The organism is Hydrogenovibrio sp. SC-1 (genome assembly GCF_002848135.1).
Lineage (GTDB): Bacteria > Pseudomonadota > Gammaproteobacteria > Thiomicrospirales > Thiomicrospiraceae > Hydrogenovibrio.
The window spans coordinates 1-14,857 of record NZ_PKGB01000030.1 but is presented as its reverse complement, the minus strand read 5'-3'; the positions used below and the strand labels follow the sequence as shown (position 1 = coordinate 14,857).

15 protein-coding genes are annotated in these 14,857 nt (G+C 43.8%); 7 read left to right on the top strand and 8 right to left on the bottom strand.

Going from position 1 to position 14,857, the window contains the following annotated elements; translation table 11 throughout:
• From CYQ88_RS11075 to atzF, 6 genes are all read left to right on the top strand, one after another.
• On the top strand, nt 1-811 hold an 811-nt coding region (locus CYQ88_RS11075; protein WP_101841404.1), incomplete at its 5' end, for an ABC transporter ATP-binding protein.
• Nucleotides 811-1,287: a CopG family ribbon-helix-helix protein gene (locus CYQ88_RS11070; protein ID WP_101841403.1), complete on the top strand. Its 477-nt coding sequence runs from the start codon at nt 811-813 to the stop codon at nt 1,285-1,287. The genes CYQ88_RS11075 and CYQ88_RS11070, both read left to right, overlap by 1 nt.
• Nucleotides 1,277-2,041: an urea amidolyase associated protein UAAP1 gene (locus CYQ88_RS11065; RefSeq protein WP_101841402.1), complete on the top strand. Its 765-nt coding sequence runs from the start codon at nt 1,277-1,279 to the stop codon at nt 2,039-2,041. Before CYQ88_RS11070 ends, CYQ88_RS11065 begins: the two co-directional genes overlap by 11 nt.
• Nucleotides 2,034-2,678 (top strand): urea amidolyase associated protein UAAP2, encoded by a 645-nt coding sequence (locus CYQ88_RS11060; protein WP_101841401.1) that lies wholly within the window; start codon nt 2,034-2,036, stop codon nt 2,676-2,678. The genes CYQ88_RS11065 and CYQ88_RS11060 overlap by 8 nt, the downstream gene beginning before the upstream one ends.
• A gap of 83 nt (nt 2,679-2,761) precedes the next feature.
• On the top strand, nt 2,762-6,397 hold the full coding sequence (gene uca, locus CYQ88_RS11055; protein WP_101841400.1) for an urea carboxylase: 3,636 nt from the start codon (nt 2,762-2,764) through the stop codon (nt 6,395-6,397).
• Nucleotides 6,397-8,235 (top strand): allophanate hydrolase, encoded by a 1,839-nt coding sequence (atzF, locus tag CYQ88_RS11050; protein ID WP_233188881.1) that lies wholly within the window; start codon nt 6,397-6,399, stop codon nt 8,233-8,235. The genes uca and atzF overlap by 1 nt, the downstream gene beginning before the upstream one ends.
• Nucleotides 8,236-8,409: 174 nt before the next feature.
• Here atzF and CYQ88_RS11045 read toward each other — a convergent pair whose 3' ends face one another.
• The 5 genes from CYQ88_RS11045 to CYQ88_RS11025 form a co-directional block, all read right to left on the bottom strand.
• Nucleotides 8,410-8,856, bottom strand: a complete 447-nt coding sequence (locus CYQ88_RS11045; RefSeq protein WP_101841399.1) for a hypothetical protein — start codon at nt 8,854-8,856, stop codon at nt 8,410-8,412.
• An 81-nt stretch (nt 8,857-8,937) separates the two neighbouring features.
• The gene (locus tag CYQ88_RS11040; protein ID WP_101841398.1) at nt 8,938-9,255 is read right to left on the bottom strand and encodes a hypothetical protein; all 318 of its coding nucleotides are present in this window, start codon (nt 9,253-9,255) and stop codon (nt 8,938-8,940) included.
• 37 nt (nt 9,256-9,292) lie between these two features.
• Nucleotides 9,293-10,396: a TIR domain-containing protein gene (locus tag CYQ88_RS11035; protein WP_101841397.1), complete on the bottom strand. Its 1,104-nt coding sequence runs from the start codon at nt 10,394-10,396 to the stop codon at nt 9,293-9,295.
• Between the two features lie 69 nt (nt 10,397-10,465).
• On the bottom strand, nt 10,466-11,146 hold the full coding sequence (locus CYQ88_RS11030; protein WP_101841396.1) for a hypothetical protein: 681 nt from the start codon (nt 11,144-11,146) through the stop codon (nt 10,466-10,468).
• A gap of 444 nt (nt 11,147-11,590) precedes the next feature.
• On the bottom strand, nt 11,591-11,782 hold the full coding sequence (locus CYQ88_RS11025) for a DUF3185 family protein (RefSeq protein WP_101841395.1): 192 nt from the start codon (nt 11,780-11,782) through the stop codon (nt 11,591-11,593).
• 451 nt (nt 11,783-12,233) lie between these two features.
• Here CYQ88_RS11025 and CYQ88_RS11020 point away from each other — a divergent pair, with 451 nt between their 5' ends.
• Nucleotides 12,234-12,896, top strand: coding sequence for a hemolysin III family protein (locus tag CYQ88_RS11020; protein WP_101841394.1), 663 nt, complete (start codon nt 12,234-12,236; stop codon nt 12,894-12,896).
• A gap of 236 nt (nt 12,897-13,132) precedes the next feature.
• Here the strand turns inward: CYQ88_RS11020 and CYQ88_RS11015 are convergent, their stop codons facing one another.
• The 3 genes from CYQ88_RS11015 to CYQ88_RS11010 form a co-directional block, all read right to left on the bottom strand.
• Nucleotides 13,133-14,053 (bottom strand): Fic family protein, encoded by a 921-nt coding sequence (locus tag CYQ88_RS11015; RefSeq protein ID WP_199170197.1) that lies wholly within the window; start codon nt 14,051-14,053, stop codon nt 13,133-13,135.
• Nucleotides 14,054-14,067: 14 nt separating this feature from the next.
• The gene (locus CYQ88_RS11555; RefSeq protein ID WP_158236047.1) at nt 14,068-14,220 is read right to left on the bottom strand and encodes a hypothetical protein; all 153 of its coding nucleotides are present in this window, start codon (nt 14,218-14,220) and stop codon (nt 14,068-14,070) included.
• 104 nt (nt 14,221-14,324) lie between these two features.
• Nucleotides 14,325-14,696 (bottom strand): hypothetical protein, encoded by a 372-nt coding sequence (locus CYQ88_RS11010; RefSeq protein ID WP_101841392.1) that lies wholly within the window; start codon nt 14,694-14,696, stop codon nt 14,325-14,327.
• Nucleotides 14,697-14,857: the final 161 nt, after the last annotated feature.

Sequence of the window (14,857 nt, the reverse complement as noted above, 5' to 3'; positions counted from 1 at the left end):
CCTGGGCAAATCTTTTCATCACAAAGGCAAAACCAACAAAGTGCTGGAAGACATTGATTTTAATGCTTATAAACGTGAATTTATCTGTGTCGTTGGCCCATCTGGCTGTGGTAAATCCACCTTAGCACGCATGATTGCTGGTTTGGAAACGGTTGATACTGGTCAAATTCAAGTAGAAGGTGAACCCGTTAATGGCCCTGGCCCGGATAGAGGCATGGTATTCCAAAGCTATTCACTCTTCCCCTGGATGTCCGTTAAAGAAAACGTGATGTTTGGCTTAACGCAAGGCGGTCATTCCAAAAACACCGCCGAATCAGAAGCGTTGCAATGGATCGACCTGGTTGGCTTAGACAAATTTGCCGAGGCCTACCCGCATCAATTATCTGGCGGGATGAAGCAACGCGTCGCCATTATTCGCGCCCTCGCCAATCAACCTAAAGTACTGCTCATGGATGAACCTTTTGCCGCACTTGATCCGCAAAATCGTCTCAAGATGCAGCAGTATCTGCTCGAAATTTGGCAAAATATCGATATCACCATTTTCTTTATTACCCACGACCTAGACGAAGCCATTTATCTGGCTGACCGCATTCTGGTGTTGGATGCCAATCCTGGGCGCGTTCACGAAGTCGTATCGGTGCCATTGCCTAGACCGCGTCAGGAAAATACCTTATTGGACCCGGCCTTTTTAGCCACCAAAGAATACCTACACAGCTTGGTGCATCCGCCGCAACCTGAAGTGGACCTGGAAGAAAAACTCAGCATGGTGCGCCTCGTTCCCGTTAATGCACAAGTTCCGGATGTTTTCTAATGACTGCACCAACGCCACATCTAGTGAGAACCAGTGCATCACTGCCAGCTGAAGTCCTTTCAAGCTTGGATAAACTGGTGATTGATCGCGGCTTTCCCAACCGCTCAGCATTACTGACTGAAATTATTCAAAAAGAAGTCGCCGCTTTTCAACAAGACTACACCAACGACATTATGGCAGGCACCCTAACGCTGGTTTATGACCATGCGGTTCCAGGCTTACAACTCAAACTCAATCAATTGAAACATCAATTTGTAGCTGAAATTATTTCGTCCACGCAAATCCAGCTAATGAACCATCACACATTAGAAGTGAATCTAATGCAAGGTCCCGCACAAGACCTCAATCACATTAGCCAAAAAATTCTGTCAAATCGCGGGGTTAAAACCGGTAATCTCTATTTAACGAACTCCGCTTTACCACCGATTTACACGCCCAACCCCTCTATATCACAGGAGAAAAATCATGCAATCTGAGCTGAATTCCACGGCAAAAACCACCAGGCCTGGCCATTTTTTGTGGCAAGAGCAATTACCTGGCGGCGCGCATTGGTCAGGCGTAATTCGACGCGGCACCTTGCTCACCTTGACCGACATACAGGGTGGAGCCAATGTCGCGATGCTGATCAACAACTTAGAAGTTAAAAATGAACGCTTCAATATGCCCGATACCCTCAAGGCACAAAAAACCGCTTTCTTAACGCAGCCCAATATGTGCTTTAGCGATATGGGACGCGTCATGTGCTCCATTATTGAAGACACCTGCGGCTGGCATGACCCTTTGGGCGGCATCTCCGATGCGGAATTAGTCAGCCAAAAATATGGCGAAAAATCGTATCAAAACGCGCATAATGATTATTACAAAAACGGTCACGACAGCCTATTGAATGAACTGGGTAAATGGGGTCTGGATGAAAGCGACATTATGCCGACGGTTAACTGGTTTAGTAAGGTCGCGGTCGATGACTCTGGCAATCTGCAATATGCCCCTAATAATTCCGCTGCCGGCAACACTGTGACCTTACGCTTTGAAATGGACTGCATCGTCTGCCTCAGCACAGTGCAGCATCCATTAGACCCAAACCCAAACTATGATCCGAAGCCGATTCAACTCACGGTAACCCGTGCTGAACCTGTTGCCAAAAACGATCCCTGCCGTCTGCATCGCCCAGAAAACGAGCGCGCCTACTACAACACCAAGATTTACTACGGAGAAAATCCCGATGACTAAGCCAACATTTGATGAAAGCCGAATTGTGTACCGAGAGGTGGTGGAAGCAGGTGATGCTTGGATGCATGAAGTGCCTGCCGATCATTTCTTTCGTATCGTCGATTTAGAAGGGAATCAAGCTGTCGATACGCTATTTTATAATGCGCATGACCACTCAGAACGCTACTCGGCTACCGATACCATTCGTGAACAAGGAAACCTTTATCTCACCACCGAATCGGTGTTGCGCTCCAACCATCGCACCCCCATGCTCACAATTGTCGATGATACCTGCGGTCGCCACGATACCATTGGCGGTGCTTGTTCAGCAGAAAGTAATACGGTTCGCTATGCGATTGAAAAGCGACATATGCACTCTTGCCGGGATTCGTTTTTAATGGCGCTAGGCAAGTGTGAATGCCACCAAAACCAACCGATGACGATTAGCGATTTATCGAGTAATATCAACTTCTTTATGAATGTTCCGGTTTCGCCTGACGGGCATTTGGATTTTGACGACGGTATCTCCGCACCTGGTCGCTATGTTGAAATGCAAGCGCACATGGATGTATTGGTCTTAGTCAGCAATTGCCCACAACTTAATAACCCTTGTAATGGCTATAACCCAACCCCTGTTGAAATGATTATCTGGAAATAAGCCTTCCAATAAAAAAATTAATCCACTTGGGACGACCCAAGCTCGGCACTAGCGATTCAGAACGGTCTGAAAAAGGAAAAAGCATGTTTAAAAAAGTTCTTATTGCCAACCGCGGCGCCATTGCCACGCGCATTATTCGCACCCTTAAAAAAATGCAAATTGGCTCAGTGGTACTCGCCTCAGATGCTGACCGGGCATCCTTACATGTGCAAGAAGCGGATGAAGTCATTTTCTTAAAGGGCAATGCGGCCACTGAAACCTATTTGAATGTGCCGATTATTTTAGAAAAAGCCAAAGAACTAGGCGTCGAAGCCATTCACCCAGGCTATGGTTTTCTCAGTGAAAACACCAGTTTTGCTGAAAGCTGTCAACACCTCGGTATTGCCTTTATCGGCCCAGAACCACAACATATTCGCGATTTCGGTCTCAAACACACCGCCCGTGAACTGGCGATTCAAGCTGAAGTGCCACTGTTACCCGGTTCAGGATTATTAGATTCCATAGACCATGCACTTGAAGAGGCCGAGCGCATTGGTTATCCCGTTATGCTTAAAAGTAGCGCTGGCGGTGGTGGTATTGGGATGCAACGTTGCGATACCCCTAAAATATTGGCCGATGCCTATGACCAGGTCGCGCGTATGAGCCAAAATGCCTTTGGCCAAAATGATTTGTTTTTAGAAAAATTCGTGGTCAATGCCCGTCACTTAGAAATCCAGATTTTCGGTGATGGACAAGGCAAGGTGGTGTCATTCGGTGAACGTGATTGCTCATTACAGCGCCGAAATCAAAAAGTGGTGGAAGAGACCCCTGCGGTTGGTATTGCCCGCAGCCAAATTGCTGAAATGGAAGCGCACGCCATTCGGTTGGGTGAGTTAGTCAATTACAAATCGGCGGGGACAGTGGAATATGTTTACGATGCCGACGACCAACAATACTACTTCCTAGAAGTGAATACTCGCTTACAAGTCGAACACGGCATTACCGAAGCCGTGCGCGATGTCGATTTAGTGGCCTGGATGATTCACGTTGCTTATGATTCCGAATTCCCGGAGGCGGTTAAACCAGCATCGGGTCACGCCATCGAAGTCCGAGTCTACGCCGAAGACCCATTTAAAAATTTCCAACCCAGCTCTGGCAAACTCACAGGTTGGCAAATGCCAAACGACTGTCGAGTGGATACCTGGTGTTCACGCGGACAAGAAGTCAGCTCCTTTTACGACCCCATGCTGGCAAAAATCATCGTTAAAGGCGAACAGCGTGATCAAGCCGTGCAAAAACTGCAAACCGCCATGGCGGAAACCCGTATCGATGGATTTGAAACCAATATTATGTTTTTAGAAGCGCTCAGCAGTGCGCCAGCATTTATTCAAGCGGACGGGCTCTACACTCAATTCCTCAATAGCTTTAGTTACGCTCCCAGCACCGCTGAAGTCACCAATCCAGGGACCCATTCAATGTTGGTCAGCTACCCTGGTCGCATCGGCTTTTGGGACATTGGTGTCCCGCCTTCCGGCCCAATGGATGCCTTGTCACACCAACTGGCTAACCGCTGTTTGAATAACCCAACCGATGCCGCCACCATTGAAATGACAGTGTCAGGTGTCAGTTTAACGTTTGACCGCGACACGGTTATTTGTATTACCGGTGCCGACATTCGACCCACTCTTGATAAACAACCCATTCCACAAAATGAAGCGGTGCGGGTGAAAGCCGGTCAACAACTCAAATCCAAAGTCATTCAATCTTTAGGTCAGCGCGCCTATTTAGCCGTGCTTGGCGGCTTTGATGTGCCCGATTATATGGGCAGTAAAACCACCTTCTCGCTTGGTAAATTTGGCGGTCACGGTGGGCGCTTATTGCGCGCAGGCGATGTGTTGCATTTATCTCGTCAGTTGTCCGATGATGTCATTCAAAACTTTACACCCAGCACCTTACCTGACGCCCTATTGCCGTCCATACAAAACAGGATGGAAATCGCTGTTATTTATGGGCCACAAGGCTGTCCTGACTTCTTTACCGAACAAGACATCGACACCTTCTTTAACACCGATTGGGAAGTGCATTACAACTCCAGCCGCACAGGCATTCGCCTAATCGGCCCCAAACCACAATGGGCCAGAACCTCAGGTGGCGAAGCCGGTTTACACCCCTCCAATATTCATGACAACGCCTATGGCATTGGCGCGATTGATTTCACAGGTGATATGCCGGTAATACTGGCGCAAGACGGCCCAAGTTTAGGCGGGTTTGTTTGCCCTGCGACCATTATTGAAGCCGAACAATGGAAAATGGGGCAATTGCGTCCCGGTGATAAAGTGCGCTTTAAACCGGTTTCCACGGCAGTGGCAGAAGCCGCTTTAAAAGCGCAAGCCACGGCCATCGAAAATTTAGAAGTGGATGCACTCATCACCCCCACATTCTTATCGTCTCCGACGGAACAATCTTGCCTAGCGCATGAAATCGCCAATGATCAGCATGAATTTGGCGTTAAATATCGCCGTTCGGGTGACAGCCGCATTTTGATTGAATATGGCGCCATGGAACTCGACTTGGCACTGCGCTTTCGCATTCAGGTGTTGGTCGAAAAGCTCAAAGCCCTTAAAAACGACCAGGCCTGGGCGTTTTTACGCGATTTAACCCCGGGCATACGCTCACTGCAAGTTCATTATGACCCCAAACATATCTCACAAGATGACCTGGTCAAACGTCTGATCGCACTTGAAGCAGACATTTCCTCTGCAAAAGACTTAACGGTAAAAAGTCGCATTGTGCGTTTACCGCTATCCTGGGATGACCCCAGTACCAAATTGGCAATTGAAAAATATATGCAATCGGTACGTCCAGATGCACCTTGGTGTCCGAGCAATATTGAATTTATCCGTCGCATTAACGGCCTGGATTCCATCGAAGAAGTGAAACGCATTGTCTTTGAAGCCAAGTATTTGGTCATGGGATTGGGGGATGTCTATTTGGGCGCGCCTGTTTCTACACCGCTTGACCCTCGTCATCGTTTGGTGACCACCAAATACAATCCGGCACGCACCTGGACACCAGAAAATGCAGTGGGGATTGGTGGCGCCTATATGTGTGTCTATGGCATGGAAGGTCCTGGCGGTTATCAGTTTGTGGGCCGCACCATTCAAATGTGGAACGCCTATCACACCACCGATTTCTTCCCAGAAGGCAAACCTTGGTTACTGGAATTTTTTGACCAAATTCAATTCTACCCTGTCTCAGAACAGGAGCTGGCTCAAGCGCGCTTAGACTTCCCACTAGGCCGCTATCCTATTGATATTGAAGAAACAACTTTATCGTTATCAGACTACCAAGGTTTTCTCGCCGAAGAAGCCGATAGCATTCAGCAGTTTAGAAACACCCAACAAGCCGCATTTGAAGAAGAGCGTTTACGTTGGGAAGCCAATGGTCAAGCCAACTATGAACCAACCAACGCCCAAGAAGAAATTCAAAGCGAAGCGATGGGTGAAATCCCTGAAGGATTTGAAGCCGCTTTATCGCCCATTACCGGCAGTGTTTGGAAAATCCAAGTCAAGCCAGGTGATCGCGTCGAAGAAGGCGATGTGTTAGCAATACTGGAAACCATGAAAATTGAGATCCCAATTGAAGCGGAAAGCAATGGCGTGGTTACTGAAATTTTGGTCAATGAAACCGATCTCATTCAAAACGGCCAAGCCCTACTCATTATGGAGGTTTCTGAATAATGTCGACCCAAACCAACACAACGGAATTACCCATGGACTTAAGAATCCCACAACTGAAAGCGGCTTATGCGGATGGCGAACTCACACCACGAGTACTCATGGCGCAACTTGCCACCCAGGCAGAACGCTATTCTAAATACAATATTTTTATTCACTTACTGACGGAAGCAGAACGCGAACCTTACCTACAAGCGCTGGAAAACACTGACGTCAATAGCTTGCCGCTTTGGGGAATCCCGTTTGTGATTAAAGACAATATTGATCTTGCCGGCATTCCGACCACCGCGGGGTGTGAAAGCTATCAATATTGCCCCGAACAATCAGCCACTGTGGTCAAGCTATTGATTGAAGCCGGCGCCATTCCGGTTGGCAAAGCCAATTTGGATCAGTTTGCCACTGGGCTGGTTGGCACCCGCTCGCCCTATGGCGTTTGTCACAATGCGTTTGACTTTGACATGATTTCCGGTGGTTCCAGCTCTGGGTCAGCCGTGTCTCTATCTTTAGGGCTGTGTAGCTTTTCACTGGGAACCGATACCGCTGGCTCTGGACGCGTCCCCGCCGCCTTTAATAATTTAATCGGTTTAAAACCTTCAAAGGGTCTATTAAGCACGCAAGGCGTCGTGCCTGCGGTTCGCTCTCAAGATGTGGTGAGCATTTTTGCCTTAAATGCACAGGATGCGCATCAAGTTTTTAATGTAGCTGCGCAACCAGACAACCAAGATGCCTATAGTCGCGAGGAAGATACGTTATTGCCGCCTGCATGGCCGTCCAAACCTATTATCGGTATCCCCGATGACGACAGTCTCATTTTTCATGGAGATGAACAGGCAGAAACCCATTTTTATCAAACGGTCAAACAACTCGAATCCTTGAATTACGATATCGTCAAAATCCCGTTTCAACCTTGGTTGGAAACCGCAAAATTACTGTATGGCGGTGCTTGGGTCGCCGAACGATACCTTGCGATTGCCGATTTTTTCGATGCCAATGAAGCCAAACTCGATCCAACCGTCGGCAGTATTATTGCGGGTGCAAGAAAACTAAGTGCCGCCGATGCGTACCGAGGCAGCTATGCATTACAAGAAGCACAAAGTGCGACCCAATCTCTGTGGCAGCAAGTTGATGTTATGATCACCCCAACCACCCCCAGCACCTTTAGCATCCAACAACTCGAAGACGATCCGATTGGCTTAAATTCGGTACTGGGCACCTATACCAATTTTATGAATCTATTAGACTATGCCGCCGTTGCCCTACCAACTGGCTTTAGAAAAGACCAGCTTCCAAATGGGGTGACCCTATTTGCACCGGCGGGGACAGATCGTCGATTATTAAAACTGGCTGACCAATTACATCAATCTTTTGTAACCGATTCAGGCGCCGTTAAAACACCGGTACCCGCACCTGAACCAGAGCAGTTCATATCCAAACACAGTCTGGAAATCGCTGTTGTAGGTGCGCACCTCAGTGGTTTCCCACTCAATGCACAGTTAACGTCACGCGGTGGAAAGTATTTAACCACCACCCAAACAGCCGCCAAATATCAGCTTTACCAACTGCAAGGTGACGGCCCTATTTTAAAACCAGGCCTGGTTAAAATTGAAGAGGACGATAATGATTTTCCAGGTGTGGAAATAGAAGTGGAAATTTGGTCCTTACCCATTGATCAAATGGGCAGCTTTCTCGCGTTAATCCCCTCTCCTCTGGGATTAGGGAAACTGGAATTAGTTGATGGTCATGAAGTCGTTGGCTTTATCTGTGAAAGCTACGGTATTGAAAAAGGGAAGAATATTAGCCACTCAGGTGGCTGGCGAAACTGGATGAAAATCCGCAGCTAATTTTAATGGCACTGAAGCCAAACGATTTATGGTCATGCCTATGAGACTGCCCCTTCATTCGCTTGTTAGTCCAGCGCTTGCGCAGAACTCAATCGGATAGAAATCTGCAGCCCGTTAGTTGCACAGCAAACCACAAAAACTGTAAATGTTCGGGCGTCTGAGCGGAGCCTTTTGTTAAGTTTTTTGCCGATTTTTGTATAGTTCATTTAGTTCGCCCCACCAAGCGTCTTCATTTTCTTTGTCTGGCTCTACAAACCTAGACAGATATCCAAGATTTTTCTCTAGCCTAGACCTTGCCGGACTATCTACCATAGCAAGCGTGCTTGAGGAGGCTATGATATATGTGTCTTCGATGATAAGTTTTGTGACTTTACGAAGCTCCTCAGCAGTTGCACTAACTTGATTCTTGATCTCTTGAGCTACTGTCACATCTCGCTCGATCGTCAGTTTCCAAATTGCAATCTTTTTTATTGTTTCTGGTTCAAAGTAGAACATTGCGAATATCAAGAACCAAATACTTGAGATAGCCATAAACGATCCTACGCCAATTTTTGATATTACCAGCATGTAGGTAATACCAAACATTATAAGAATAAATAACACCCAGATTAATTTTCTCAAAATAGCCCCTCTTATAAATTAAAGCCAATACTATATGGCTGGTGGATGTTCACCACGACAGGAACAAACTTGAATTACATGTTAAACACTTAACAAGTTCATAACCAAAGCACCAAACCCTGTTAAGAAAGTAAACCAACCCAAAAACAAAAAAATGGCAGTTCTCCATTTTGTAATGTTATGATCATGTCTTTTATGCTCAACCAATCCTGTATAGGATACCAGTAGTGTTATAAGAGATAGGAGAAAAAGAACTGCACTTACTTTTACCCAAAATCCAGGTGGAGATACCTTATCGTACTTCACTAATAAAGTTGCGACTGAAGCTGAACAAATAGTGATCAGGATCTTGATCCAACCAAGATACTCTTCAATATCTTCTTTTCTTATATCAATCATTAAGTCACCTTCGTTTTTTAGTATTTAACGACCAAGCTTACTCAACTATGCGCTCTCTTTCTAGCACTTGGCGTATTTCCTCAAATATTGCCGATATATTTCCTTTTGGAAATCGTATTTGACCAAGACCTTGTATATTACTAAATTCTTGACAACCTTCCTCCAGCAACACTATTGCCCTTTCAAAGCCTAAGCGACCTTGAAATAGCCCAACTTCATGAATTACGTTCATGCGAGCATGCAAATTACCATCGGCCTGTTCATCTTCTGCGGTCATAATAAGAAAAGCAATGCACGATTGATCGAGCATTTGCGCTAAACGTGTGATGTTTGTTACGCCAGCAACCGGAACTCTATTGAATTCGTCCCAAGGCAACCTCATTCTTTCACTAATAAAGTCTTTTAGCTCTCTCCAAAATGGAGAGCGACCATGACCTATAAACACATTTGTTCCGATTCGCTCTTCAACCACAGTTCTTTTTTCTAGGTTTTCAAGATGACTGGCTAATTTCAAGATATGTTTCTTTAACTCTTTGCATGTTTGAAATGGTTGTTTAGCAGCTGCAGCCTTTGCCAGTACTGCTATGTGAGGTGGTGTGACAAGGCCCTTTTCTATTGCAATCATATCTCTCGACATCATTTGACCTGTTGGTCGATGAGCTGCCACAAAGTCACTTTCGGTATAGTTCTTTGTTTTTTCGATTTTTTCTATTAACCCGTTTAGGAAATTATCTTTCTCTGGATCAAAATTCGCATAGACAATAGATAAAACTTGAGATTTGACTTGTTCAAATATTTCCTTAGCTTTTTCTCCATTAGTAAAAATTGTTGTTAAATCAGGGCTACCTGCCTCCTCATTTATCAACTGAACAACGTCATCAAATCTATACTCTCGCCACTCACCTCTGGTACCCATAGAAAAGGCATCTTGAAATCCCCACTCTTGGCTAAACTCCGCTCCTGGTGGCGGAGTTTGAAAGCCGTCGTAATAGACTCTAGAGTGGTACCCAAACCACGATCCCGACCAGGAGCGCCCTATATTGTTGGCTGAATCTGCAAGTGCAGAAATTTCATCCGATTCGTAATTTTCGAAATCGGAAAGTTCATTGGCTAAAGAAAATAAGTCTTTTGAAATTGGCACAACGTTTCCTTTATGTATGCCTAACGTTTGGGTTCAGGGGGGCAGCAAAACATCCTTTAGAGCCCATTGTTAGGTTTCATTCTCTCCAGGCAAGACAGTGCCTTTGGCTTTTACGATATTAAGGTTCTCTCGTTTCGCATTGAATATCTGCTCGTCCACGGCAGCGGCTTTACCAGTGTTTTTAAAATAATGTGCGAGAGGCATTTCAAAGATGGTGGATAGCTGATTGAGAACTTGGGTAAGTCTCCTTTTCTTCATGGTTGAAGAATCCCATGCATGCATCATATAGTAGAAAGCAGACCAGAATGATATTGACTGATCGAAGTGAACTTTTTTAATTGGTGCAGTAACTGAGTACATACCCCCATTAGTTTGGAATAATGCTTCTGCAAAATTTCGATTGCCAAGGTTACAGCCAGATACAAACAAACGCCTATTATGGAGCTTCTTATCAAAAAGCCTAGCAAACTCCTCATATGTTGATTCCCCGAATGTGTATCGGACGACTTCAGGGCTCCCATGACAGGAGAGATGAAGATAACGGTAACCTGATTCTCGAAACATTTTCGCGAATTCTACAAGTTCTCTTTGCGTCCTGAAGTAATAGTATTGAGGGTTTTTGCCATGGAGCTTCAAGACATCATATAAAACCTTTCCATCAAGCCTGGTAGCAGCTTCATCATCTTGATCAAGTGACTCCAGAATAAATGTTTCAGGTTTTGTAATATTTGCTGGAACTACCTTTCCCATTTGATTTTCTCTTTTGAACCTAACTATTTTTTGACATCCAAAATAACATATATTACGGATATCAACTACTGTATTTATCGCCGTTTTATATCATTTTTCGCAACACAATACTATATAACTTATTGATTTAACAGGCATTTGTTTATTTAAATCGTTTTTATAAGGCATAAATCATGACTCTAAAACGCCCCTCAAAGTGTTTCAAAACATTCAGTCAGGAATTTAATCTTACAACTTGTTTAAATATGGGTATTAAGTCTTACAGAATATCGTGGTGTTATCAAGCGATAATTTTAACTTACTGAATAATTGGCTATTTTTTGCCCAGGTCTGGTGGTTTTAAAGGCGGTTTAATAGGTGATTGAAGCGCATTGAAAATGCGCTTATGTTTGACGAGAAAAAACCTCTTGAACCAAGAAAAAGATCACTTCTTTTCTTTTGTATTTACTTTACTTTGTAAATACCCAGTACAACACTAATGGCTCCAACAATCATCCCTGCCCATGCTTTCATCGGTGTCTCACCACTTAATGCTCTCGCCACCTGGGAACCCGCTGAGTCATAAATATCATAGCCCCATAATGCGAGCGCAACACCAACGATAATCAGTAGAATCCCAATCATTTTGTTACTCATTTTAACTCCTAAAATAGTATTTGATTTTAACCTGCCAACCAAAGGCCACGGTTAACCGAATAAAAAACCCAGTGAAACGTACCGCACATTTTGATGAACAAGCCGTCACATTCACGTGTGTTGTTATGTTACAGAATTCAATATATCCTATTCAGACATAAGGCAATATTACCGACTTATTGGCCATTAACAAGTGTAAATTTTAGAGTATATCGAACCTAACAACTTGATTTACTCTGCTATTCAATCTTCAAAAAGTCGTTATCTAATCACACATAATTTTAATTCAATAAACCCACTGAATACTTTTTAAACCCAGGCCTGGTTAGAAATCTCGCAAGCCAACTCGAACTGTCTGAGCATGAATCCATGACCAAATCTTCACACTCTATTCACCCACAACCCTTTTATTTTATTAGATAATCTACTTTTTTACGCTAGGTAGTTATTTATGGACACGATAAAGACCGAACCGTCTAATCACATGTCTAAAGCAGAAGAATTGGCCAACAGCCTCAGTCATGGGTTTGGTTTATTAGCGTCTTTTGTGGGCGAGCCATTGTTGATTGTCCATGCAGTACAACAAGGGGATGTTGGTTATATTGTGGGGTCAAGCATTTTTGCGGCCACGGTAATCTTGCTGTATTTTTTCTCGACACTTTATCACGGCCTGCCCGAAGGCAAACCCAAACGCGTTTTTCTAATAATGGATCACATGGGCATCTTTTTATTAATTGCGGGAACTTATACGCCCTTTACGCTGGGTGTGCTCAGTGGTGCTTGGGGTTGGTCAATTTTTGGCGTTATTTGGGGACTGGCCGCATTGGGCATGCTGCTAAAATTATTAGAACGAACACCCCGCCCACACTTTTTTACCGCCATCTATTTATTGATGGGTTGGGTGATCATTGCGGCGGTAAATCCAATGTTGGAAAGTGTATCAACGGCAGGCTTACTCTGGTTATTAGCTGGAGGTTTATTTTATTCGTTTGGAGTGATCTTCTTTGTGCTTGATCATCGTTTAAAGTTTGGGCATATGATTTGGCATTTATTTGTAGTTGCGGGCACCACCAGTCATTACATTGCGGTTTATGGCTATGCCTATCCAGCTTAAAACAACCAGGCCTGGCCGTTTTAACCATTTATAGTGCTTTTTAATTGGCCAAATTTTTTACTTGTTTGCTAGTTAATGTGGGTAAATTTTGACGTTTTTTACTCATTTAAATCGTTATGTTAATTTTTTTCATTTTTTTAACACAGATTAAATCTATGTTAACTTTTTGGAGTTTTTTTAACATAGGTTTGTAATATGTTAAGTTTTGAGTCTTTTCTTAACATAATCTTTCGTTTTTAGAATTGTGGGTTACTGAGTAGTTCATAAAAACGGTGATTGATAAAAAATTTACTGTTACCTAGCTTGGTACTGTGCAGAATGCCAATTTCTTCTAGCTGTCTTAAATGCTTGGAAGCCGTTTGCCTTGTGATATTTAATCTCTGTTCAATAAACTCAATTTTAGTATAGGGGTGAACAAACAAGGCTTCTAACAAATCTTTTGAATACAGTTTGGTAGAGAACGCTTGAATCTCGGTCGCTGTTTGCTGCATCAGTTCATCTACTTGATGAATGAGTGTAATAGTCTGATTGGCCGTTTGTTCAATGTCATCCAGCATAAATAAAATCCATTCTTCCCAGGCCTGGTTAGTTCTTACCGTTTGCAGCAAGCGATAGTAATCTGCTTTATGTGTGGTGATGTAACGGCTGAGATAAAGAATGGGCAAATCAAGTAGCTCATTTAAGACTAAATACAAAATATTCAGGATTCGGCCTGTGCGTCCGTTACCATCGTAAAATGGATGAATAGTTTCAAACTGTTGGTGGATAATTGCCATTTTAATGAGTGGATCGATATCATCCAGCTCTGAATCATTAATGTATTGTTCTAAGTTTGCTAGAGCATCACGAATATCATTTTCATACTGTGGTGGGGTAAAAATCACTTCGCCCGTTTGGTCATTTTTAAGTTTGGTCCCACCTTGTTTACGAATACCCGCATCATTTTTTTCTAGAATCGATTGAACTTGCACTATGTCTTTTATAAGCAGGAGTTTGTTATGGGTGACCAGCTCAAAACCCTTGCGCAGTGCTTCACCATAATGTTGCACCTCTTTAACCGATTGAGACAAATTGGTCTGGTCTATGGTTGAGCGGTATAAGTCATAGTGCGTTGTGATGATGTTTTCGATTTCACTGGAATCTTTTGCTTCTTGCAAAATCAAGGAGTTGATTAAGACAGCTTGATTATCTTTGCTTCTTGCAGTGTTCTAGGATTTTGAATATCTTGTGGTGAAATTTTAGAGCTGCTCGTAAAGCCATCGGATGCAATCGCTTCCTTCATGTGCTTGGCATAATCTCTTTCCAACTCTTGAAATGTCGCCATTTAAAACTCCTTATCCTGATTTTTATATTTAGTTCTAACAGCCAAATAAGGGGCGTAAACACGTGGGTTATAATCCGAGCGTAGCGAGTGCCTTAATTTGTTTGTTATTCACGTCGTTTTTGATTAAACACTTTAAGCATATAACTTTCATTCAAGGTTTTGTAATTCACACCCACATCGTCACATATTGCCTTTAGAAGGGTAGTTATCGAATCATTAACGTGAGGCTTCCCTGGAACATCGAGAGCTTCAAAAAGTTTTTCTACTGCTCTCAATACTTTCTCATTGTGATGGAATACAAAATAAACTTCGTTCATAGCTCGACTGAACTCGTCGCCGTTTAAATCATAACGGTTTCCAAAGAGCTTTTTGGCAGTATCAAGTCTAAATTTCTTTTTTTCATACTTTAAAAAAAGATAAGCGCTCGCTAAAGCACCAATTAAACCTGAGATCAAAGGTGTGAAAATTAACTCCATGCTTCAAATTCTCCTGATTGTATAACGCTGCAAATCACCGGTGAATTATTCTCGAGCAGAGCGAACGAAAATACGTCCGAGTGAATTCGCCTAGTTAGCCACTTCATTGCTAACTGCCTCATTTGCCAACAAAGCAGCCTTCTCTGAGAGGGTACGACACG

Excerpts from the sequence above, each read along its gene's own strand:
- CYQ88_RS11070 (WP_101841403.1), top strand. The coding sequence starts at position 811 with ATGACTGCACCAACGCCACATCTAGTGAGAACCAGTGCATCACTGCCA.
- CYQ88_RS11065 (WP_101841402.1), top strand. The coding sequence starts at position 1,277 with ATGCAATCTGAGCTGAATTCCACGGCAAAAACCACCAGGCCTGGCCAT.
- CYQ88_RS11060 (WP_101841401.1), top strand. The coding sequence starts at position 2,034 with ATGACTAAGCCAACATTTGATGAAAGCCGAATTGTGTACCGAGAGGTG.
- uca (WP_101841400.1), top strand. The coding sequence starts at position 2,762 with ATGTTTAAAAAAGTTCTTATTGCCAACCGCGGCGCCATTGCCACGCGC.
- atzF (WP_233188881.1), top strand. The coding sequence starts at position 6,397 with ATGTCGACCCAAACCAACACAACGGAATTACCCATGGACTTAAGAATC.
- CYQ88_RS11040 (WP_101841398.1), bottom strand. The coding sequence starts at position 9,255 with ATGATTGATATAAGAAAAGAAGATATTGAAGAGTATCTTGGTTGGATC.
- CYQ88_RS11030 (WP_101841396.1), bottom strand. The coding sequence starts at position 11,146 with ATGGGAAAGGTAGTTCCAGCAAATATTACAAAACCTGAAACATTTATT.
- CYQ88_RS11025 (WP_101841395.1), bottom strand. The coding sequence starts at position 11,782 with ATGAGTAACAAAATGATTGGGATTCTACTGATTATCGTTGGTGTTGCG.
- CYQ88_RS11020 (WP_101841394.1), top strand. The coding sequence starts at position 12,234 with ATGGACACGATAAAGACCGAACCGTCTAATCACATGTCTAAAGCAGAA.
- CYQ88_RS11555 (WP_158236047.1), bottom strand. The coding sequence starts at position 14,220 with ATGGCGACATTTCAAGAGTTGGAAAGAGATTATGCCAAGCACATGAAG.
- CYQ88_RS11010 (WP_101841392.1), bottom strand. The coding sequence starts at position 14,696 with ATGGAGTTAATTTTCACACCTTTGATCTCAGGTTTAATTGGTGCTTTA.